The organism is Microbacterium sp. P26, assembly GCF_023712585.1.
Lineage (GTDB): Bacteria > Actinomycetota > Actinomycetes > Actinomycetales > Microbacteriaceae > Microbacterium > Microbacterium algihabitans_A.
The window spans coordinates 657,802-679,273 of the sequence record NZ_JAMAXZ010000001.1; the positions used below are offsets into that span (position 1 = coordinate 657,802).

Annotated in this window: 15 protein-coding genes and 1 pseudogene; 3 read left to right on the plus strand and 13 right to left on the minus strand. The window is 70.5% G+C overall.

Features of this window, described 5'->3' with window-relative positions; genetic code table 11:
- Nucleotides 1–73: 73 nt before the first annotated feature.
- Nucleotides 74–2,293, minus strand: coding sequence for an NADP-dependent isocitrate dehydrogenase (locus tag M3667_RS03060; protein WP_251504752.1), 2,220 nt, complete (start codon nucleotides 2,291–2,293; stop codon nucleotides 74–76).
- 186 nt (nucleotides 2,294–2,479) lie between these two features.
- On the opposite strand from M3667_RS03060, the gene M3667_RS03065 reads away from it, so the two are divergent.
- The gene (locus tag M3667_RS03065; protein ID WP_144782529.1) at nucleotides 2,480–2,932 is read left to right on the plus strand and encodes a GNAT family N-acetyltransferase; all 453 of its coding nucleotides are present in this window, start codon (nucleotides 2,480–2,482) and stop codon (nucleotides 2,930–2,932) included.
- A 155-nt stretch (nucleotides 2,933–3,087) separates the two neighbouring features.
- Here M3667_RS03065 and M3667_RS03070 read toward each other — a convergent pair whose 3' ends face one another.
- The 10 genes from M3667_RS03070 to M3667_RS03115 all read right to left on the minus strand — a co-directional run bounded on the left by M3667_RS03070 (nucleotide 3,088) and on the right by M3667_RS03115 (nucleotide 16,923).
- Nucleotides 3,088–4,905 (minus strand): ABC transporter ATP-binding protein, encoded by a 1,818-nt coding sequence (locus tag M3667_RS03070; protein WP_251504754.1) that lies wholly within the window; start codon nucleotides 4,903–4,905, stop codon nucleotides 3,088–3,090.
- Nucleotides 4,902–6,764: an ABC transporter ATP-binding protein gene (locus M3667_RS03075; RefSeq protein WP_251504756.1), complete on the minus strand. Its 1,863-nt coding sequence runs from the start codon at nucleotides 6,762–6,764 to the stop codon at nucleotides 4,902–4,904. Before M3667_RS03075 ends, M3667_RS03070 begins: the two co-directional genes overlap by 4 nt.
- 552 nt (nucleotides 6,765–7,316) lie before the next feature.
- Nucleotides 7,317–7,814: a methylated-DNA--[protein]-cysteine S-methyltransferase gene (locus M3667_RS03080; RefSeq protein WP_251504758.1), complete on the minus strand. Its 498-nt coding sequence runs from the start codon at nucleotides 7,812–7,814 to the stop codon at nucleotides 7,317–7,319.
- A complete protein-coding gene (locus M3667_RS03085) occupies nucleotides 7,811–9,439 on the minus strand; it encodes an AlkA N-terminal domain-containing protein (RefSeq protein ID WP_251504760.1) in 1,629 nt (542 codons plus the stop codon). Before M3667_RS03085 ends, M3667_RS03080 begins: the two co-directional genes overlap by 4 nt.
- Before the next feature lie 159 nt (nucleotides 9,440–9,598).
- The gene (locus M3667_RS03090; protein WP_251504762.1) at nucleotides 9,599–11,614 is read right to left on the minus strand and encodes a hypothetical protein; all 2,016 of its coding nucleotides are present in this window, start codon (nucleotides 11,612–11,614) and stop codon (nucleotides 9,599–9,601) included.
- A gap of 91 nt (nucleotides 11,615–11,705) precedes the next feature.
- Nucleotides 11,706–12,773, minus strand: a complete 1,068-nt coding sequence (locus M3667_RS03095; RefSeq protein ID WP_251504764.1) for a glycosidase — start codon at nucleotides 12,771–12,773, stop codon at nucleotides 11,706–11,708.
- A gap of 2 nt (nucleotides 12,774–12,775) precedes the next feature.
- Nucleotides 12,776–13,603, minus strand: coding sequence for a carbohydrate ABC transporter permease (locus M3667_RS03100; RefSeq protein ID WP_251504767.1), 828 nt, complete (start codon nucleotides 13,601–13,603; stop codon nucleotides 12,776–12,778).
- Nucleotides 13,600–14,574, minus strand: coding sequence for a carbohydrate ABC transporter permease (locus tag M3667_RS03105; protein ID WP_251504769.1), 975 nt, complete (start codon nucleotides 14,572–14,574; stop codon nucleotides 13,600–13,602). Before M3667_RS03105 ends, M3667_RS03100 begins: the two co-directional genes overlap by 4 nt.
- Nucleotide 14,575: 1 nt before the next feature.
- Nucleotides 14,576–15,859 (minus strand): extracellular solute-binding protein, encoded by a 1,284-nt coding sequence (locus M3667_RS03110; RefSeq protein ID WP_251504770.1) that lies wholly within the window; start codon nucleotides 15,857–15,859, stop codon nucleotides 14,576–14,578.
- Between the two features lie 38 nt (nucleotides 15,860–15,897).
- Nucleotides 15,898–16,923: a LacI family DNA-binding transcriptional regulator gene (locus M3667_RS03115; RefSeq protein WP_251504772.1), complete on the minus strand. Its 1,026-nt coding sequence runs from the start codon at nucleotides 16,921–16,923 to the stop codon at nucleotides 15,898–15,900.
- Between the two features lie 183 nt (nucleotides 16,924–17,106).
- Here M3667_RS03115 and M3667_RS03120 point away from each other — a divergent pair, with 183 nt between their 5' ends.
- Both M3667_RS03120 and M3667_RS03125 read left to right on the plus strand, forming a co-directional pair.
- Entirely contained in the window at nucleotides 17,107–18,534 is a 1,428-nt protein-coding gene (locus M3667_RS03120) for an NAD(P)/FAD-dependent oxidoreductase (RefSeq protein WP_251504774.1), read from the plus strand.
- A 111-nt stretch (nucleotides 18,535–18,645) separates the two neighbouring features.
- Nucleotides 18,646–19,164: a DUF1697 domain-containing protein gene (locus M3667_RS03125; protein WP_251504775.1), complete on the plus strand. Its 519-nt coding sequence runs from the start codon at nucleotides 18,646–18,648 to the stop codon at nucleotides 19,162–19,164.
- Here the strand turns inward: M3667_RS03125 and M3667_RS03130 are convergent.
- Both M3667_RS03130 and M3667_RS03135 read right to left on the minus strand, forming a co-directional pair.
- Nucleotides 19,145–20,097: pseudogene (locus tag M3667_RS03130) on the minus strand (DMT family transporter). The gene M3667_RS03125 and the pseudogene M3667_RS03130 overlap by 20 nt on opposite strands.
- Nucleotides 20,098–20,280: 183 nt before the next feature.
- A complete protein-coding gene (locus M3667_RS03135) occupies nucleotides 20,281–21,318 on the minus strand; it encodes a hypothetical protein (protein ID WP_251504777.1) in 1,038 nt (345 codons plus the stop codon).
- Nucleotides 21,319–21,472 lie beyond the last annotated feature (154 nt).

Sequence of the window (21,472 nt, forward strand, 5' to 3'; positions counted from 1 at the left end):
GAAGCCGAGCCGCGGCCCGGGAACGCAGAAGGGGCGGATGCCGTGTGGCATCCGCCCCCTCCGGGCTTCGGGATCAGCGCAGGGCGTCGACCACGGCGTTCAGCGTGGCCGAGGGGCGCATGACCTTCTCGACGAGCTCCGCGTTCGGGCGGTAGTAGCCGCCGATCTCGGCATGGTGACCCTGGACGGCGTTGAGCTCGGCGACGATCGTCTGCTCCTCCGCGGCCAGCTTCTCGGCGACCGGGGCGAAGACCTGGGCCAGGTCGGCATCCGTCGACTGCTCCGCCAGCTCCTGCGCCCAGTACAGGGCGAGGTAGAAGTGGCTGCCGCGGTTGTCGATCGTGCCGAGGGCACGGCCGGGCGACTTGTCGTTCTCGAGGAACGTGCCGGTCGCGGCGTCGAGGGTCTGCGCGAGCACGCGGGCCCGCTCGTTGCCCGTGGTGTCGGCGAGGTGCTCGAGCGAGGCCGCGAGGGCGAAGAACTCACCGAGCGAGTCCCAGCGGAGGTAGTCCTCCTCGACGAGCTGCTGCACGTGCTTGGGAGCCGAGCCGCCGGCGCCGGTCTCGAACAGGCCGCCGCCCGCGAGCAGCGGGACGATCGAGAGCATCTTGGCGCTCGTGCCCACCTCGAGGATCGGGAACAGGTCGGTGAGGTAATCGCGCAGCACGTTGCCGGTGACCGAGATCGTGTCCTCCCCGCGGCGGATGCGCTCGAGCGAGTAGGTCGTCGCCTCGGCGGGGGCGAGGATCTCGATCGTGAGGCCTTCGGTGTCGTGGTCGGCGAGGTACTCGTGCACCTTGGCGATGAGGTTGCGGTCGTGCGCACGGGTCTCGTCGAGCCAGAACACGGCCGGAACACCGGTGGCGCGGGCGCGGGTGACGGCGAGCTTCACCCAGTCGCGCACCGCGACGTCTTTGGTCTGCGTCGCGCGCCAGATGTCGCCGGTGTTGACCTCGTGCTCGAGCAGCACGTCGCCGTTCGAGGCGACGACCTGCACGCGGCCGGGAGCGGCGATCTCGAACGTCTTGTCGTGGCTGCCGTACTCCTCGGCCGCCTGGGCCATCAGACCGACGTTCGGGACCGAGCCGATGGTGGCCGGGTCGAGCGGGCCGTTGGCGATGACGTCTTCGATGGTCGCCTGGTAGACGCCGGCGTACGAGGAGTCGGGGATGACGGCGAGGGTGTCGTCTTCTCCCCCGTCGGCGCCCCAGAGCTTGCCGCCGTTGCGGATGAGCGCGGGCATCGACGCGTCGACGATCACGTCGGAGGGCACGTGCAGGTTGGTGATGCCCTTGTCGCTGTTGACGTACGACAGGCGGGGGCCGGATGCCAGGGCGTCGCGAATCTCGGAGGCGATGGCGTCGCCACCCTCAACGGTGGACAGCCCGGCGAGGATCGAGCCGAGGCCGTCGTTGGGGGTCAGGCCGGCGGCGGCGAGGGCGTCGCCGTGACGGTCGAACACGTCGGCGAAGAAGGCCTTCACGACGTGGCCGAAGATGATCGGGTCGCTGACCTTCATCATCGTGGCCTTCAGGTGCACCGAGTAGAGCACGTCGTCGGCCTTCGCCTGGGCGAGGGTGTCGGCGAGGAACGCGTCGAGGGCGGCGGCCGAGAGGAAGGTGGCATCCACGATCTCACCCTGAAGGACCTTGAGGCCCTCCTTCAGCGTCGTGGTGGAGCCGTCGGCGGCCACGTGCTGGATCGTGAGCACGTCGTCGTCGCCGAGCACGACCGACTTCTCGTTCGAACGGAAGTCGTCATGACCGAGGGTTGCGACGCGGGTCTTCGAACCGTCTGCGAATGCCTTGTTGCGGTGGGGGTGCTTCTTCGCGTAGTTCTTCACCGCGAGCGGGGCGCGGCGGTCGCTGTTGCCCTCGCGCAGCACCGGGTTCACGGCGGAGCCCTTGATGCGGTCGTAGCGCGCGCGCACGTCCTTGTCTTCGACGCTCGACGCCTCATCGGGGTAGTCGGGGATGTCGTAGCCCTGCGACTGGAGCTCCGCGATCGCGGCCTTCAGCTGCGGGATGGATGCCGAGATGTTCGGCAGCTTGATGATGTTCGCCTCGGGCAGCGTGGCGAGTCCGCCGAGCTCGGCGAGCGCATCGCCGACCTGCTGCTCGGGCGTGAGTCGCTGCGGGAAGGCCGCGAGGATGCGGCCGGCGAGCGAGATGTCGCGGGTTTCGACGTCGACACCCGCCTGCTTCGTGACGGCCTGCACGATGGGCAGGAACGACGCGGTGGCAAGTGCCGGCGCCTCGTCGGTGTACGTGTAAATGATGGTGGAATCGGGCACGTCAGATCTCTCCGTAGAGGCGGCCAGGGTTGCGATTCAGCCTATCGCACGCGGGCAAAGTCTCTTGATGTCGAGATAGTTCTCAGCATCCGCCCTCGCCTTCTGCCCCTGCTCCCCCCCTCGGCAAGAGCATGCGTCGGTATGCGATCTTTGGGGGCGGGGCGGGCGTGCCGGTAGCCTGAGCGCATGGCTGACCTGCGTCTCGTCGAACTGTCCGCCGCCACGATCGTGGCCGTCAACACGCTCTCGCTCAAGCCCGGACAGGAACAGTTCCTCGCGCCCGTGAGCTATGGGGTCGCCGCCACGGTGAGCAACCCGCAGACGACCTGGCAACGCGTGGTCCTCGACGGCGACGAGGTCGTCGGCTTCGTCAGCGCCAACTTCGATCGTGACGCTCACGAGGAGCACTTCCAGTCGGTGCTGTGGCGCATCAACGTCGACGCCGACGAGCAGGGCCGCGGCGTCGGAAGCTACGCGATCGCCGCCGTCCTCGAAGAGGCCCGCGGTCGCGGCATGGACCACGTCGACGTGATCTACGAACCCGGTGTCGGTGGTCCCGAGGCGTTCTTCCAGCGCGTCGGCTTCGAACCGGTCGGCGAGACGGCCTACGGCGAGGTCATCGCTCGCGCGCGGGTGTGATCGGCTGAGGCTCGAAGATCCGGGCGGGGCGCGGGACCGCGCGTTGTGAGCGGCTGACCGGTCGCGAACGGCACCGGGCAGCGAACGGGTGTCGACGGAAAGACGGATGCCACGCTCCCGAGGGCAGCGTGGCATCCGTGTTCCCGCGGGGCGGGCTAGACCAGCGACTCGCGCCAGGCGGCGTGGAGCTGGGCGAACTTGCCGGTCCCGGCGATGAGCGCGGCCGGAGTGTCGTCTTCGATGATGCGACCGTGCTCCATCACCAGCACCCGATCGGCGATCGCGACCGTCGACAGGCGGTGGGCGATGATGATCGCCGTGCGGTCGGCGAGCAACGTCTGCAAGGCGTCCTGGATCTGCCGCTCGCTGGGGATGTCGAGCGAGGCCGTGGCCTCGTCGAGGATCAGCACCGCCGGGTCGGCGAGGAACGCGCGCGCGAACGAGATCAACTGACGCTGACCCGCTGAGACACGGCCACCGCGCTTGTTCACGTCGGTGTCGTAGCCGTCGGGCAGCTTCGAGATGAAGGCGTCGGCACCCACGGCGCGAGCCGCCGCACGGATCTCGTCCATCGTGGCATCCGGCTTTCCGAGGGCGATGTTGTCGGCCACGGTCCCGCTGAACAGGTAGGCCTCCTGCGTGACCATGACGATCGCGCGACGCAGGTCTTTCGGGTGCAGACGCCGCAGGTCGACGTCATCGAGCGTCACGGCGCCCTTCGTCGGGTCGTAGAACCGCGACACGAGCTTGGCCAACGTCGACTTGCCCGCGCCGGTCGTGCCGACGAGGGCGATGGTCTTCCCGGCGGGGATGTCGAGGGAGAAGTGCGGCAGGATGACGCGGTCGTCGGAGTACCCGAACGTGACGTCGTCGAAGCTCACGTGGCCTCGAGCGGTCCACAGGTCGACCGGGTCGGTCGGGTCGGGAACCGTCGGCTGCTCCTCGAGCACGCCCGACACCTTCTCGAGCGCGGCCGTCGCCGACTGGTAGGAGTTCAGGAAGAACGCGACCTCCTGCAGCGGCGAGAAGAAGTTGCGGACGTACAGCACCGCGGCGGTGAGCACACCGATCTCGAGCGGCCCCGCGATCACGCGTCCGCCGCCCCACAGCAGCACCACCGCGACCGAGACGGCGGCGATGCCCATGATGCCCGGCTCGAAGGTTCCGAACAGCTTGATCGAGCGCATGTTCACGTCGCGGTAGTCGCCGGCGAGCTTGCCGAACTCCGCATCGTTTCGCGGCTCCTTGCGGAACGCCTTGACCGCCCGGATGCCGGTCATCGTCTCGACGAACTTCACGATCACCTGCGCGCTGATCACGCGCGACTCCCGGTAGATCACCTGCGAGCGCGAGTAGAACCAGCGCATGAGGAAGTACATGGGAATGCCCATGACGGTGAGGATCAGCCCGGACTGCCAGTCGATCAGGAACAGTGCCGCGAGGGTGAACAGGCCGTAGAGCACGCCCGACACCAGCTCGTTGAGGCCGCCGTCGAGCAGCTCGCGGATCGTGTCGAGGTCGCTCGTCTGCCGCGAGATGATGCGCCCCGAGGTGTAGGACTCGTGGAACTCGAGGCTCAACCGCTGCGTGTGCAGGAAGATCCGCTTGCGCAGATCGAGCATGACGGCCTGCGTGAGGCGCGCGGCCACGACGACGTACCAGCCGATGAGCACGGCGCCGCCGATGCCCGCGAGCAGGTACACGATGACGACGCCGTAGGTCGGCATCCAGTCGCTGCGCTCGATGACGGCCGGCAGGGCGTTGTCGATGCCGTACGCGATCAGCGCCGGGCCCGCGACCCGCAGAGCGGTCGAGACGACGAGCACCGCGCCGGCGAGCACGAGCTGCCAGCGCAGCGGTGAGACGAGCGAGCCGAGAAGGCGCAGCGAACGCTGACGGATCGCGCGGCTCTCGTCGCGCGTGTAGTCGGAGCGGTCTTCGCCGCTCGTCCCGGAGACGGTGGAGGTGCTCATCGGGTCGCCTCCTTCTCGGTGAGGACGTCGTCGTCGGACGGGATCACATCGATCGCGCCCGTGCGGGCTTCGCGCTCGGCCTCTTCGAGGCTCGAGATGACGTAGCGGTAGTGGTCGCTCTCGCGGAGCAGGTCGGAGTGCGTGCCGACGGCGGTGATGCGACCGTCTTCGAGCAGAGCCACCCGGTCGGCGAGCGTGACCGTCGAGGGACGGTGCGCCACGACGAGGGCGGTCGTCTCGCTGAGCACCTCGCGCAGCGCGTCTTCGACCAGGGCCTCGGTGTCGACGTCGAGCGCCGACAGCGGGTCGTCGAGAACGAGCACGGCGGGGCGGGCCGCGACCGCGCGCGCGAGCGCCAGGCGCTGCCGCTGGCCGCCCGAGAGGCTCAGGCCCTCTTCGCCGATGACCGTGTCGAGGCCGTCGGGCAGGTCGTACACGAAGTGCGCCTGCGCGACCTGCAGCGCTTCGCGCAAGATCTCCTCGGCCTCGGGCGAGCCGGGGGTGAGGTCCTCGCGACCGAGCAGCACGTTGTCGCGCACGGTCTGCGAGAACAGCGTGGCGTCTTCGAAGGCCATGCCGACGTGGCGCCGCAGTTCGGCGAGCGTCAGGTCGCGCACGTCGACGCCGTCGATCAGCACGCGACCGCCGGTCACGTCGTACAGGCGCCCGGGCAGCGTGGTGAGCGTGGTCTTGCCCGAGCCGGTGAGGCCGACCAGCGCCATCGTCTCGCCCGGACGCAGCACGAGGTCGATACCGTTCAGCAGGTCGGGCTCGGTGCCGGCGGAGTCCTGGTAGCGGAAGCGCGCCCCCTCGAACGTCAGCTCGCCGCGCGGCTCCGCGATGGTGCGGGGGTTCTCGGGGTCGACGATGGTGTTCTGCTCGTCGAAGACCTCGAAGATGCGGTCGGTGGCGGTGCGCGCGTCGAGCAGGAACGAGAACAGGAACCCGATCGACTCCATCGGCCACCGCAGCACGGTCGCCATCGCGAAGAACGCCACGAGCTCGGCGACCTGCAGTTGACCGAGCTGGGTCAGCACGATGCCGGCGCCGAGGCATACGGCGAACGCGATGTCGGGCAGCAGCACGAGCCAGAACCAGATCCACCCGATCGCGCGGGCCTTGTCGATCTCGGTCTCGCGCAGCGACTCGGCCTGGCGGGTGAACTTCTGCAGAGCGTGCTTGCCGCGACCGAAGGCCTTGAGCACCCGGATGCCGTGGACGCTCTCTTCGACGCTGGTGGCCAGGTCGCCCGCCTGGTCTTGGCTCTGACGCGTCAGCGCGCCGTAGCGCTTCTCGAAGCGGAAGCCCACGTAGATGACCGGAGCGGAGGTGACGAGGAACAACGCGCCGAGCAGCCAGTGCCAGCGGAACAGCAGCACCGCGCCGATGGCGATGGTCAGCATGTTGACCACGAGCAGGATCACGCCGAAGGCGAGCCAACGACGCAGCATGCTGATGTCCTGCATCATGCGCGAGAGGAGCTGCCCCGACTGCCACCGGTCGTGGAAGGCGACGGGCAGGCGCTGGAGACGCGAGTAGAACGACTGGCGCAGGTCGTACTCGACCTTGGTGGCCGGCGAGAGCACGAACCACCGGCGGAGCCACACCATGGCGGCTTCGGCGAGGCCCAGGCCGAGCACGGCGAGCGAGCCCCATACGAGGGCTCCGGCGTCGAGCGAGGCGATGGGGCCTGCGACGATCTGCTCGAGCAGGAGCGGGATCGCCAGGGCGAGGAGGCTCGCGATGAGGGCGGTGACGGCACCGGCGATGAGGCGCGGCAGAACCGGCCGCGCGATCGGCAGAAGGCGCGCGAGCGCGCGCGGAGTGGAGAGGCGTTGCGGAGGCGTTGAGGTGGTCATGATCCTCGTGGGGTCGGAGCGGGCGCCGGGATCGGGCGCGGAGAGGGAGCCGGGAGGCGCGACGAAGAGCGTCGGTCGAGGCGTAGCGGTCGCGCGTGAGCGCGGCGCGGGGCCCTAGGAGCGTCGGCCGGGGCGCGCAGCGACGGAGGATGCGGCGGCCGGGGCGACGGGGGCGTCGATCTGGTCCATGGAATCCTCCTCAGTTGGTGTAGCTTCCGCCGGGGGGACGGCAGCCCTCCAGAGTATCCCTGAGAGATTGCTGAGGGCAAGGATTTCTTGCGGCTGATGCGACCCGACACCTCCCGGCCCCCACCCAGGTCCCTGAGGCTGTCGAAAGGACCGGAACCCGCGGTCCTCCCGGCCCAGGTCCCTGAGCCCGTCGGAGGGACCGGAACCCGCGGTCCCACCGACCCAGGCCCCTGAGCCCGTCGACCGGACCGGAACCCGCGGTCCCACCCGGTGGCTTCGACAAGCTCAGCCACCTCCCACACCCGGGACCGGAACCGCAGTCACCCGGTGGCTTCGACAAGCTCAGCCACCTCCCGCACCCGGTCAGGCCGCCGATTCGCGCGCCAGCAGGCTCTGCTTCACCCCCGTGCCCCACGCGAACCCGCCGAGCGTCCCGTCTCCGCGGAGCACGCGGTGGCAGGGGACGAACAGCGCCACGGCGTTTCGCGCGCAGATCGAGGCCGCGGCGCGCACCGCGGCCGGCGAGCCGAGGGCGGCCGCGAAGCCGGTGTACGTCAGCGGTGCGCCGGGGGTGATGGTGCGCAGCGCCTGCCACCCCGCTCGCTGCAGGGGCGTGCCGGTCTGCGCGACGGCGACGGTGTCGATCGCGGCGAGGTCGCCGTCGTAGTACGCCCGAACGGCAGGGGCGGCCCCCGTGCCGCCGCTCACGACGCGCTCTGGCCGCCGCTCGGGCCGCAGCCTCGCGAGCACGGCGTCGGTGTCGTCCGTCCACCCCGAGACGATCACGCGATCGGCCTCGTCGGCAAGGATCGCGAAGGGACCGTCGGGGGTGTCGACGAGTTCGAGGATCGCGGTGGTCATTCGGGGGTCTCGCTTCCGGTCGAGGGGCGGGTTGAGGGATCGGGGCGGCCGGCGATGACGGCGGATGCCGCCACATCGGCGGCACGTCGGGCGCGCGCACCCCGGGGTCGGGCCACGACGGCCGCCGCGGTCTCTGCGGGCGACCTCCACGCCTGGGTGACGGGGGCGGCGTACCAGTAGTGCGCCATGGCGTAGCTACGCCAGGGCGACAAGCGTTCGGACCATTCGGTGAAGCCCGCGGGGTCGGAGGGCAGCCCGAGTGCCGCGGCACCGGCGCGCGCCGCGACGTCGCCGGGCAGCAGCACGTCGGGGTCGCCGAGCACGCGCATGCGCACGTAGTCGGCGGTCCAGGGTCCGATCCCCCGTCGCGCCAGCAACCGCGCGCGCTGGTCGGCCCCGTCGTCACCGAAGCCGAGAGTCAGGCTGCCGTCGGCGAGCGCTTCGGCCGCTTCGACGATCGCGCGCATGCGGGCGGCCGGACCCCGAAGGACCTCGAGCCCGCGCTCCGCGATCGCGGCGGGCGTCGGGAACAGCGTCATGGGTTCGGGGCCGACGCCGACCTGCTCCCCCAACGCAGCGGTCAGACGGCCCTGCATGGTGCGGGCGGAGGCCACGCTGATCTGCTGGCCGATCATCGCGCGCAGCAGCATCTCGTCGGCGTCGATCGCGCCGGGCACCCGCACGCCGGGGATGGCGGCGACGGCGGGCGCCAGCTGCGGATGTCGGGCGAGCGCTTCGTCGATCGCGAGAGGGTCGGCGTCGAGGTCGAACAGGCGCCGCACGCGGGAGATGAGGGTGCCGAGATCGGCGAGCGCCGACAGTCGGGCCCGCAGGCGGAGGCGCCCGTCGTCGGCCAGGCGCACCTCGAACCACGCGGGTCCGCCGGGGAGGCGCACGACGCGCGCGAAGGAGGCGTCGCCACTCACCTCGACCTCGGGGATGGCGTGCGCGCGCATCCACCCGAACAGCCCGACCGTGTCGATCGGCCCGCGCACCGGCAGCGCGAGGTCGATCTCGCCCGCGGCGGCCTCGACGCCCGAGGAATGCGGCCGGCGGGCGCGCAGCTCGCGCGGGGGCATGCCGAACACCTCGCCGATCGTGTCGGTGAACTGCCGCACGCTCGAGAAGCCCGCCGAGAACGCCACGTCGGCCGACGAGAGGTCGGTGCCCACCAGCAAAGCTCTGGCGGTATGCGCACGGTGCGCCCGAGCCAGCGCGAGAGGCCCGGCGCCGAGTTCGGCCTGCAGCAGTCGAGTGAGGTGACGTGACGAGTAGCCCAGGCGCTGGGCGAGGCCTGGCACACCTTCGCGGTCGACCACCCCGTCGGCGATCAGGCGCATCGCCCGCGCGACGACGTCGCCGCGCACGTCCCACAGCGGCGACCCGGGCGCCGCCTCGGGCAAGCACCTCTTGCAGGCCCGATAACCGGCCTCGTGCGCGGCCGCGGAGGTCGCGTAGAACGTGACGTTCTGCTCTTTCGGGGTGCGTGCGGGGCAGCTCGGGCGACAGTAGATGCCGGTCGAGCTCACCGCCGTGACGAATTGGCCGTCGAACCGGCGATCGCGCGACTGGATGACGCGGTAGCGCTCGGCGAAGCCGGAAACGGCGGCAGCGGTGGTGGTCATGGCATCCAGCCTGCCATCGACCTCCGACATCGGCTGGCGGAAATCGGACACGGCCGTGACGCGGCTGACGGGCACGCCCCGAGGCCGCCGGCCCTACGGCGCAGCAACCCAGCGCAGCGGATCGGCCGCGCCCCGAAGGACCCGGCCGATCCGATGCACTCACCCCTGGGCGATCGCGAATCCACCCGGGGGCACGACCACGGTCACGGTTCCGCTCGTCGACGTGCTGCGCACCAGCGCGCCCGAAGCGTCGTAGACCGACACGGTCGACGACACTCCCGCGGCACCGATGCCGGCGCGCTGCGGCGCCACCGCGCTCGAGTGCACGAGCTCGCTGCGAGCGTCTCCACCCAGCACGAGGCGCGAGATCCAGGGCCGGACGATCAGTCCGTCGAGCGTGAGCTCGCCCTTCTGCACCTTCACGTCGACCTGAGAACCTTTGCCCGCGGCGGGCGCCGTGAGCGCGTACGGCAGCAGAGCGCCCGGCGTCGGTGAGATGCCCTGTTCGGGTCCGGTGATCTTCAGCGCGCCGCCGCCTCGCCAGGTCGACTGCGACTTCTCACCCGGCTCGGTCCACACGACGGGTTCGATCCAACGTCCGGTGTCGGAGGGGCCGATGTCCCAGGTGGCGCTCTGACGTGCTTCCAGTGTCAGACCGTCGCCCGACCAGCTCGACTCCCCCGTCCACGACGACTCCGGAGTGAACACGGTGCCGTCGGTGCGCACGGCGTCTTCGGCCTCGACGTACGACAGTCCCACGCGGCTCTCGACCGCGGTCAGGGCCGTCGCCCGCTCCGCCACCGCGGGGTGGGCGTCGAGCGCGAGCGCGGTGAGCAGACCGTGGATGGTCGACTCGGCTCCGCTGTTGCGGTTGACCGTGCCGTCGGGTTGCAGGCCGTCGTAAGTGACGCCGGTCGCGGGGTCGTACATCTGCGCCCCGGCGTGATTGGTTCCGAAGAACCAGGCGGCCTGCATGCCCGCGAGCTCGGCGAATGCGGCCGATCCCGTCGTGTCGGCGAGCGCGAGCAGCGACTGCACGCGCGAGTCGGCGCCGTAGGCGATCTGCACGCGGTCGGTGGGGCTCGGGAACCACCCGTTGTCGGGCCCGCCGGCGGTGAGCAGCGTCGTGGTGAAGCCCGTGGCATCCGCTATCGCCGGTTTCACCAGCGCGTCGTCGCCGAAAAGGTCGCCGGCCTCGGCGAGCGCTGCGGGCATCTGCGAGCCCCACGCGTGCCACATCGCGGGCGATTGGGCCCACGGCAGGACGGCGCCGTACGGCCAGTGGCGGGTGTTCCCGGATGCCATGGCGGCCACGCCCTCCGCGAGCTGACGGGCCGCGGTGGCGGAGGTGTCGTCACCGGCGCGCACGGCCGCCGTGAGTCCGAGGACCGCTTCCGCCGTGGCATCCGCCCCGTCGACGATCAGCCACGCCGGCACCTTCTTGCCGTCGGACTCGACGTACTGCCCGTACTTCGACAGCGCGTCGCGTTCGATGGCGCCGCGCGAGAGGGCGAGGCGGTCCTTGAGGAACGAGGCGAACGCCGGGTCGTCGTCGGCGAACGCCGCGTAGCCCTCGCCGAGGGCCCACACGGTGCGGGCTGTCCAGTAGCTGGGTCCCGAGTCGGAGGGGTCGGGCAGCTCGACGGGTTCTGCCGAGGGGTTGAGTTCTCCGTCGGGCTGCATCCACAGCACGACGTTGCCGGCGGAGGGACCCTCGGTCGTCTGGTGGTACGCGACGGTGCGCAGCAGCTCGTACGCCTTCTGCCGGCTGTCGGGGTCGCCGGTGAGCTCCCAGTGCCGGGTGTAGACGACGGCCGCGCGGGTGTTGTCGTCGGCGTTGAAGGCGCCCTGGCCCCAGTCGCCGGTCGCGGGGTCGAGAGGACCGCCGCCCACGCGTTGGAACGTGCCGCCGTCGCGGGCGTCGGCGTAGGTCCACGGCGCGAGGATCGTGGGTTCCTCGGCCTGTCGGTAGGTCGAGTGACCGGCCACGTCGGCGGGCGGCGTCGCCTCGTCGAGCAGGAAGTCGAGGTGGTCGAGGTTGGTCAGAGCACCGGATGCCGTGGCGGCGGGCACCCCGAGCGCCTGGGGCGCGGCGGCTCCGGCGGTGGTCAGCGGGACGGCGAGGGCGGCGACGCCCAGCACGGCCGTCATTCGCGCACTCCATCGTGCGTTCATGGGGAGGGGGATCCTTTCGAGGGGTCGGGTGCGCGACCCCGGCCGACACGGTCCCGTCAGGGGACCCGCGAGGGCCGGAGCCGCGCCGTACTCAGTCGGTGCGCTCGAGCAGGGCGACGCCGATCTTCGAGTCGGCCATGCCGTAGAACACGAAGTGACGACCGTCGATCTCCTCGATCGCGGTCGGGAACACGACGTTGGGCACGATGCCGCTGCGCTCGTCGTCGGTCTCGGGAGCCAGGAGCGGCTCGGGCGTGCGCGCGATCACGCGGCTGGGGTCAGCGGCATCCAGGATCAGGGCCCCCGCGGCGTAGTTGACCTTCTGCTGCTGCGAGAAGGCGCTGTCCATCACGCCGGTCACCCCGTGGTGCAGCACGAGCCACCCCTCGGGGATGCGCAGCGGCGGCGGACCGCCACCGATCTTGACCTCTTCGAAGGGGTACTGCGGCCCCGCGACGAAGCGGTGCTGTCCCCAGAGCGCGAGCGCGGAGAGGTCGTCGCGGACGGCCTCGAGGGCCACGTAGCTGATCCAGATCGACTGCCGCTGGTCTTCGATCCCGGCCGGCACGCGCACGCCCTGGCCGGGCTTCGTCTCGCCGAGGTCCCACATCGGGCGGTGCAGCACCGCGAGCGACTCGGTGCCGTCGGGCGCCGTGACCGGCTCGGGGAAGAAGACCGTGTCCTTGTTGTGGAAGAGGTTGAGGTCCATGTCGAGATCGTCCTGGTAGCGGAACATCGCCGGCCCCAGCCGCTTCCACTCGCGCAGATCCTCCGACACGGCGACGGCCGTGCGGGGTCCGAGCGGGCCGTAGGCGACGTAGGTCATCACGTGCAGGCCCAGCGCCTCGATCCACGTGGTGCGGGGGTCTTCGGTGCCGGCGTTGCCGACGCCGCGCTCCCACCCGCGATCGGGCTGCAGCACGATGCCCTCGCGCTCGACCGAGACGGGCACGCCGTCTTCGATCACGACGCGGGCGATGCCGACGCGCGAGACGTTGCCCTCCGCGACCAGGCGGGGCAGCAGGTACAGCTGGCCGTCGCGGCCGCGACCGGATGCCGGGTTGAGCACGCCCTCGGCCTCGTCGGCGTTGCCGGGCTCGGGGGTCATCACCACCCCGACGCGCGTGAGGCGGTAGGGGACGGGGGATTCGGGGGTCATTGTCATCCTTTCACTCCGGATCCGAGGTCGTTCGAGGTGAAGTAGCGCTGGAAGATCAGGAACAGCGCCACCGCGGGTGCGGCGAGCACGACGGCGCCGGCCATCATGGCGCCGAAGGGGTTGGTGGTGGATGCCGCGATGTTCGAGATGAAGTTGGCCAGCGACACCGCCAGGGGCTGCATGGTGGCGTCCTTCGTGATCAGGAACGGCCAGAGAAACTCGTTCCACGGACCGATGAAGGTCAACAGCACCGCCGTCAGCAGCGCCGGGCGCACGAGGGGCAGCGCGACGCTCCACAGCAACCGGAACTCGTTGGCGCCGTCGATACGGGCGGCGTCGAAGAGCTCCTTGGGCAGCTGCAGGAAGTACTGGCGGAAGATGACCACGGCCGTGGAGTTGATGAAGAACGGCAGGATCATGCCCAGGTAGCTGTCGCTCAGGCCGTAATCGCGGGCGATCATGACGTAGAGCGGGATCATCAGCAGCTGGAACGGGATCACCTGCACCAGCAGCACGAGCGCGAAGGTCGCGGAGCGTCCGCGCCATTTCAGCACCGCGAGCGCGTAGCCGGCGAGCACGCCGAACACGAGCGTGCCGAGGATCACACCGCCGGTGAAGATGCCCGAGTTCGCCAGGCCCTGCAACAGGTTGATGCGCCCGTCGATCGCGGTGTAGTTCTCCACCGTGAGGTTCGAGGGGTGCGGGAACGCCCCCGCGATCGAGGTGTCGGGGCTCGTCTGCAGCGACCCGGCGATCATGTAATAGAAGGGGAACAGGAACGCGAGCGCACCGACGGTCAGCACGCTGTACGTGACGATCTTGCTTCTCACGATTCCTCCCTTCCCACGAACCGGCGCTGCAGCAGCGCGATGACGAGCACGAAGATGATCAGCACGACGCCGATGGCCGCGGCCACGTCGGGGTTCTGCTGTTCGATGCCCTTCTGGTAGATGAGGAGCACGGGCGACGTGGACGCACCGTTGGGTCCGCCGCCGCTCGTGAGCAGGTAGGGCTCGGTGAAGAGGTTCGCGCCCGTGATGGTCGACAGCAGCAGCACGAGGAACGTCGCGGGCCGCACGCCCGGCACGGTGACCGAGAAGAACTGGCGGATGCGCCCGCCCCCGTCCACCGCGACCGACTCGTGCAGCTCGCGCGGCACGTTCTGCAGGGCCGCGAGGTAGAGCAGGATGTAGAACCCGAGGCCCTTCCAGGTGACGAACAGCGCGATCGTGGGCATCGCCAGCGCGGAGTTGACCAGCCACGACGGATTCGGCGCGAGCGGCCCGAGCACGTTGTTGACCAGGCCCGTGTTCGAGAACAGGAACAGCCACACGGCGACCACGGCGACGGATGCCGTGACGTAGGGCACGTAGAAGGCCACCCGGAAGAACGCGCGGGCGCGCACCGCGCGGTCGAGCGCCGTCGCGAGCAGGATCGACAGCACCACGGTCAGCGGGACGTTGATGAGCAGGAAGACGCCGACGTTGCCGAAGGCCCGCCACACGTCGGGATCGCTCAGGGCGGTGACGTAGTTGTCGAAGCCGACGAACGGCCGCTCGACGTTGGCGCCGGGGGCGGTGAAGAAGTAGTCGTGGAACGACATCCACACCGCGAAGATGATCGGGTACGCGAACACGACCCCGATGAAGATCAGGTACGGGGCGGAGAACAGGATGCCGAGCGGCTGCGCACCGAACGGGCGGCGCCGCGTCTTGGTCGTGGTCTCCGCGCCCGCCGCACGGCCCGGCCGCCCGGGGTCGCCCCCGGTGCGGCCGGCCGTGCCGGCGACGGACGTGGTCATGTCACTTCCCTGCCGCGAGCTGGTCGATCTGGGTCTTGGCATCCGAGAGGAACGTCTTCACGTCGCCCTCGCCGAAGATGACGGCCTTGGAGTAGTCGTCGCGGAACGCCTGCCAGATCTCCACCGAGTTCTGCACGTTCGGCACCTCGACGGTGCGGGCGGCTTGGTCACCGAACTGCTGGTACGACGGGTTGGCCGAGAAGTAGTCGGCGTAGGTCGTGGTGAGGTCGGTGCGCAACGGCATCTGGCCGGTCTCCTCGAGCCACGTGCCGTCCTGCTCCTCGCTCGTGGCGAACTTCAGCACGTCCCACGCGGTGGCCTTGTTGTCGCACGCGGTGAACAGGCCGACGTTCTTCGCGTCGCTGAAGGTCCACGTGTCGGAGGCGGCGGTGCCCTTCTCGGTCGGCACGGGCACCGAGCCCCAGTTCACCTTGTCCTTGTAGACCGAGATCGCCCACGGGCCCACGATGGCCATCGCGGCCTGACCGTCGGCGAACGCGTCGCCCTGGTACTGCTCGTTGCCGGCGAGCTGGTCGCTGTAGATCGTGCGCCAGAAGTCGGCGACCGCTTCGCCGTCCGCGTCGTCGAAGGTGGCCTGACCGTCTTCGACCAGTTGCGTGCCGCCCGTCTGCGCGGCGTACAGCGGGTAGAAGTCGAACCACGACTGGAAGAACTCGCTCGTGGGCGCCGGGTTGATCGCGTACGGCGCGACCCCGGCCGACTTCAGCGTCTGCGCGGTCTGAAGGAAGTCGTCGTAGGTCGACAGCTTCGGGTTCTCGGCGTCGAGTCCGGCCTGGGCGAAGAGGTCCTTGTTGTAGAAGATCATGACCGGGTTGCTCTTCCACGGCAGCTGGTAGAAGCCGCCGTCGTCGGAGCGGTACTGGTCGGCGAGGTCGCCGCTGCGGTCGGTGATGTACTGCTCGCCGTCGGGGAAGTCCGACAGGTTGACCAGTCCGCCCTGCTTCTGGAAGCCCGGGACGGCCGCGGGCGAGGTGTTGAAGATGAGGCACGGGGCGTTGCCGGCGGTGATCGCGGCCCCGATGACCTCTTCGCTCGACGACCCGGCGGGGATCTCCTGCGCGGTGACCTGCTGGTCGGGGTTGGCGTCGTTCCACGCCTTCACCATCTGCTCGCCCCACGCGATCTCGGCGTCGTTGTTGGAGTACCAGATGGTGATCGGGCCACGGGCGTCCATGCCCGAGCTGGCTCCTCCCCCGCCGCTGCAGGCGGACAGGGCCAAGACGCCGGTGGCGGCGAGTGCTGTGGTCAGAATGCGTCGTCGCATGTCTTCCTCCTTGTGTGTGCGGGATGACCCGCGGTGCGTCAAGCGGTCGGCGGCGCCCCGGTCGAGGCGCGGACGATGAGTCGGGGATCGGGCAAAGCGAGGGCCTCGGCGGCACCGCCCGTGGTGGCGGCCAGCAGCGCGCGGGCGGCGGCGGCTCCCCAGCCCCGCGCGTCGGTGGCGACGCTGGTAAGGGCCGGGAAGAGGTGGCGGCCGATCTCGGCGTCGTCGAACCCCGTGATCGACAGGTCGCGCGGCACGACCAGCCCGCGCCGCTGCGCGCGCCCGAGGCCGGCGATGGCCATGTTGTCGTTCGAGTAGACGATCGCCGTCGGAGGCACGTCGGCGTCGAGCAGCGCATCCGTGGCTCGGGCGCCGTCGGCCGCGCTGAAGTCGGTCGGCGCGACCCGGGACCGGATGCCGCGTTCTGCAGCCGCCGCTTCGAACGCCGCCGTGCGGCTGCGGCCGTGGAGCATCGCGCTCGGGCCCGCCACGTGGGCGATGTCGGTGTGGCCGAGGTCGGCCAGGTGGTCGACCGCGAGACGGATGCCCGCTCCGTCGTCGACCGACACCGACGTGAAGGGGCTGTCGACGTCGGGGGCGCCGAGCGTGACGGCGGCGATGCCGAGCTCGGCGACGAGCGCGACGCGGGGGTCGCCCGCGCGGAGGTCGGAGAGGATCACGCCGTCGACGCGGCGATCGGCGACCAGGCCGCGGTAGGTCTCCTCCTCGTGGCGACCGGGGGTGGCCGCGGCCAGCACGAGCACCTGGCCCGAGACCGAGAACTCGTCTTCGACGCCGGCGATGAACGAGGGGAAGAAGGGGTCGGCCGCGATCACGTCGGGGCTGCGACCGATCACGAGCCCGCACGCGAACGCCCGGCCGACGCTGAGCGAGCGGGCCCGGAGGCTGGGGCTGAAGCCCATGTCGGCCGCGACGGCGAGGATGCGCTCGCGCGTGTCGGGGGCGACGCCCGCGCGGCCGTTCAGCGCGAACGAGACGAGGCCCTTGCTCACGCCGGCGCGGCGCGCGACATCGGCGATGGTGGGTCGCGTGTCGTTCGTCATCCGTCACTCCGTCGTGGGGGTCTGCGGCCTAAACCGGTTCAGTCGTCAAACTCTAAACCGGTTCAGAGACGGAGGTCAAGACCTTGCAGGGTTCCCCCAGGGTGCGGTCGGCTCGGAAACCCGCGTGCGGGTGCACAGCGCAACCCCCGCCCGATGTCGGACCCCCTGAGTAGCGTGATCGACATGAGCGAACGCGAATACGACCTCATCGTCATCGGCGCCGGCCCCGTCGGCGAGAACGTGGCCGACCACGCCGTGCAGGCCGGCCTCACCGCCGTCATCGTCGAGTCCGAGCTCGTCGGCGGCGAGTGCTCGTACTGGGCCTGCATGCCGTCGAAGGCCCTGCTGCGCAGCGCCGCCGCGTTGCGCGCCGCACGCGACGTCGACGGGGCGAAGCAGGCGGTCACGGGCGACCTCGACGTCGCGGCCGTGCTCCGCCGTCGCGACACCATGACCAGCAACTACGACGACTCCGGTCAGGTGCAGTGGCTGCAGGGCGCGGGCATCGACCTCGTGCGCGGCCACGGCACCCTGACCGGCGAGAAGACCGTGCGGGTCACCGCCGCCGACGGCACGACCACCGACCTGGTGGCGCGCCACGCGGTCGCGGTCTGCACCGGGTCGGCTGCGCTGCTGCCCGACATCCCGGGGCTGGCCGACATCTCACCATGGACGAGCCGAGAGGCGACCGCTGTCGAGCAGATCCCCGCCTCTCTCGCAATCATCGGTGGCGGCGTCGTCGGCGCCGAGATGGCGACCGCGTTCCAGAGCCTCGGCAGCGAGGTCACGATCATCGCCCGCTCCGGCCTGCTCGGTGCCAATGAGCCCTTCGCCGGAGAGATGGTCACCGAATCCCTGCGCGAGCGCGGCGTCACCGTGAAGACCGGTGCCGACACGACCTCCGCTCGTCGCGACGACGACGGCCGCGCCACGCTCGAGCTCTCCGACGGCACGACCGTCACCGCCGACGAGGTGCTCGTCGCGATCGGTCGCACGCCCCGCACGCAGGATCTGGGGCTGGATGCCGTGGGCCTGAAGCCGGGCGCCTGGCTGGAGGTCGACGACACCCTCCTCGTCCGCGGCTTCGACTGGCTCTACGCCGTGGGCGACGTCAACCACCGCGCGCTGCTGACCCACCAGGGCAAGTACCAGGCCCGCGCGGCGGGCGACGTGATCGCGGCCCGCGCGAAGGGCGACGAGATCGACGACGCTCCGTGGGGAGCCCACGTGGCGACCGCCGATCACGACGCGGTGCCGCAGGTGACGTTCACCGACCCCGAGGTGGCCTCCGTCGGCCTCACCGCGAAGAAGGCCGAAGAGAAGGGCCTGAACGTCAAGGTGCTCGACTACGACCTCGCGAGCATCGCCGGCTCGAGCGAGCAGTCCGACGCCTACGTCGGGAAGGCCCGCGCGATCGTCGACCTCGACCGCGGCGTGCTGGTCGGCGCGACCTTCGTCGGCCCCGACATCGCCGAGCTGCTGCACTCCGCGACCATCGCGATCGTCGGCGAGGTGCCGGTGAAGCGTCTGTGGCACGCGGTGCCGTCGTACCCGACGGTCAGCGAGGTGTGGCTGCGCCTGCTCGAGACCCTGGGTCGCGACTCGGCTTGAGGCGGCGCGGGCGTGGGCCGTTGGCCGTTGCTCGAACGGGCAGGAAACGACCCGTCGCGTCTCCGTCACCCCACCCTCTCCTGACCCGTGCCGACGGAATAGGGTCGCTTCATGCCACGCTCCGTCGCCCTGATCCGTGGAGTCGGTGGACCCACGGCGATGAAGATGCCCGCGCTGCGCGAGGCACTGGCATCCGCCGGTCTGGGCGAGGTCGAGACGCTGCAGGTCGCGGGCAACCTCGTGCTCGAGCCGGGGCGACGCGACTCCGCCACCATCGCGAAGACGGTGCGCACGGCGGTACGGGAGGGGTTCGGCTTCGACCTGCCCGTCATCGTCCGCACGCACGCCGAGCTCGCCGACGCGCACGCGCGCAATCCGTTCGCGTCCGACCCCGAGGGGCGCTGGGTGCAGACCGTCTTCCTCGACCAGCCGGCCGCAACCGCGACGCTCGAACTCCCCGCGGGCGCGCCGGAGGAAGTCGTGGTCGACGGGCGCGAGGTGTTCGTCCGCTACCCCGACGGCATCGGGCGGTCGAAGGTGCAGGCGAGCTACATCGAGAAGCGCCTCGGCGTCATCGGCACGGCGCGCAATGCCAACACCGTCGCAAAGCTCATCGAGATGAGCGCGTGAGCGCAGCGGCATCCGTTGCCTCGAGAGACACGGGCGCCGGAGGGCCCGCCGAGCGCTGACGGATCGTCACGGCGATCGCCGCGCACGCGATGACCGCGAGCCCCCGGCCACGGTTCCGAGGGTCAGCGGCTCTCCGAGTACCAGAGCCGCCCAGCCCAGCGACAGCACCGGCTGGGCGAGCTGCAGCTGGCTGACGCGGGCCATGGGTCCGATCGCGAGTCCGCGGTACCAGGCGACGAACCCGAGGAACATGCTCACGACCGCGAGGTAGGCGAACGATGCCCATGCGGCCGGGTCCGCGCTGATCGGCGTGCGGATCACCGAGAAGAGCGTCAGGCCGATCATCACCGGGCTCGACAGCACCAGGGCCCACGAGATCGTCTGCCACGCGCCGAGTTCGCGCGAAAGAACACCACCCTCGGCGTAGCCCACGGCGGCGGCCACGACCGCGCCGAGCAGCAGCAGGTCGGTGGCATGCACTCCTCCGCCGCTCGACCCTCCGACCGCGAAGGCCACCGCGACGACGGCCCCGATCGCGGCCACGATCCAGAACCCGCGGCCCGGTCGCTCGCGCGTGCGGAGAACCGCGGCCACGGCAGTCGCGGCGGGCAGCACCGCGATCACGACCGCGCCGTGACTCGCGGGCGCCGAGGTCAGGGCGAACGAGGTCAGCAGCGGAAAGCCCAGCACCACTCCCCCGCCGACGATCGCGAGGCGTGCGGCCTGCCGGGCCGACGGCATCCGCGACCGCGTCACCGCGAGTGCGACCGCCGCAATCGCCGCGGCCACGACGGCCCGACCCGCCCCGACGAACAGCGGGTCGAGCTGCGCCACCGCGACGCGGGTGAAGATCACGGTGAACGAGAAGGCGAGCACGCCGAGGCCACCCCACACGAGGCCGCGGCGTGAGACGTATCCGGATGCCGACTGCATCCCTCCACCCTGCGAGATCGGGCACCGCGCCCGCGCGGTCCACCCGCCCCCGCGTGGCCTGCGCGGCCATCCCCGGTTCGGGGCAAGTTCTGTCGTTCGGGGCGGATGTTTCACGCCCCGAACGACAGAACTTGCCCCGAACGCGGACGTGTCAGCAGGCACCGCCCCCTCGACCCGCTCGGGCTATGCGCCAGGAGCTTCCGACGGTGAATCCACCCACTCGGACCGCGGAGCGGGATGCGCGCTCGCGTAGGCACGGGCTCGCCGGATCTGTCGGATCTGCAACGGCACCAGCACCACGAGGGTCACGACGAAGAACGCCAGGAGCACGATGCTCAAGATGCGGAAGGCGGGGTCGGTGCTCGACGACGAGAGATTGTTGACCTGCAGAAGCCCGAGGGCGAGGTACAGCGTGACGATGTTCACCACCTGATAGGTCATGAGGATCGCCGCCGCGGGAGCGTAGCGAGCGGCTGCCATCTCGTCTTCCGCCGTCAGCGTCGGTCCCTTGCTTCTCGTGACGGCCTTGCCGATGGTGCGGAGACGCCCGAGATCACCATCGACGAGGGCGCGTGCCCGACGGCCGACTCGGAAAGTGGGCAACGAGCTCATGCCGCCGCCGACGATCAGCGCGAACGCCAACGGGAAGCAGACCACCGGGAACCACGCGTCCCCCAGGCCGACGGTGAGCGCGAGTGCGGTGCAGAGGGCGCTGACGACGACCATCGTGATGAGAGCGGCGACCACGATGCGACGCACGTCACGACGACGCTCCGCCGGCGGATAGAGGGATTCGGCCGGCAGCGCAGCCGGCGCAGGTGCCGTCGTTCGCAGCAGGTTCCCCAGCCAGAACGCGGCCGCCATCAGGGCCGATCCCACGACGATGAACACCACCGGCAGCCAGACGGGAGCCCCCGCGAGCACCGTGTACGCGATGATCAGCGCAGCCGACACCACCTCGCTGAGGATGACCGTCACCCAGATGCGGCGGAAGATCCTGCGCGAATCCGCGGAGCGACGAGGGTCCCAGAACGCCATCCATGAACCGACAAGAAGCGGCCCGACGACGAAACCGATGCTCGCGAAGATACTGAGGAACAACTCACCGCCGCTCGACTCCGATGACTGGACCGTGAGGAGAACCCCGACCCCCACCGGAAGGGTCGTCGAGAGCACGACCACCAAGACGAACACGAGCACCCGCACCCAACGCGACGACATCCGAACCCCCAGCTCGACCGTTTGGCCTCCCCGCACCATAGCGACACGTCCGCCCTGCGGTCGGGGGCTGGCGCGAAGGCCCCTCGACCCGAACCTGCACTCCACCCGCGCGGTTCGGGGCGGATTCCGTCGTTCGGGGCGGACTTTTCCCGCC

Coding starts and splice junctions, on each gene's coding strand:
- M3667_RS03070 (WP_251504754.1), bottom strand. CDS start 4,905: ATGAGCACCTCCACCGTCTCCGGGACGAGCGGCGAAGACCGCTCCGAC.
- M3667_RS03085 (WP_251504760.1), bottom strand. CDS start 9,439: ATGACCACCACCGCTGCCGCCGTTTCCGGCTTCGCCGAGCGCTACCGC.
- M3667_RS03105 (WP_251504769.1), bottom strand. CDS start 14,574: ATGACCACGTCCGTCGCCGGCACGGCCGGCCGCACCGGGGGCGACCCC.
- M3667_RS03065 (WP_144782529.1), top strand. CDS start 2,480: ATGGCTGACCTGCGTCTCGTCGAACTGTCCGCCGCCACGATCGTGGCC.
- M3667_RS03110 (WP_251504770.1), bottom strand. CDS start 15,859: ATGCGACGACGCATTCTGACCACAGCACTCGCCGCCACCGGCGTCTTG.
- M3667_RS03090 (WP_251504762.1), bottom strand. CDS start 11,614: ATGAACGCACGATGGAGTGCGCGAATGACGGCCGTGCTGGGCGTCGCC.
- M3667_RS03125 (WP_251504775.1), top strand. CDS start 18,646: ATGCCACGCTCCGTCGCCCTGATCCGTGGAGTCGGTGGACCCACGGCG.
- M3667_RS03115 (WP_251504772.1), bottom strand. CDS start 16,923: ATGACGAACGACACGCGACCCACCATCGCCGATGTCGCGCGCCGCGCC.
- M3667_RS03120 (WP_251504774.1), top strand. CDS start 17,107: ATGAGCGAACGCGAATACGACCTCATCGTCATCGGCGCCGGCCCCGTC.
- M3667_RS03095 (WP_251504764.1), bottom strand. CDS start 12,773: ATGACCCCCGAATCCCCCGTCCCCTACCGCCTCACGCGCGTCGGGGTG.
- M3667_RS03080 (WP_251504758.1), bottom strand. CDS start 7,814: ATGACCACCGCGATCCTCGAACTCGTCGACACCCCCGACGGTCCCTTC.
- M3667_RS03135 (WP_251504777.1), bottom strand. CDS start 21,318: ATGTCGTCGCGTTGGGTGCGGGTGCTCGTGTTCGTCTTGGTGGTCGTG.
- M3667_RS03075 (WP_251504756.1), bottom strand. CDS start 6,764: ATGACCACCTCAACGCCTCCGCAACGCCTCTCCACTCCGCGCGCGCTC.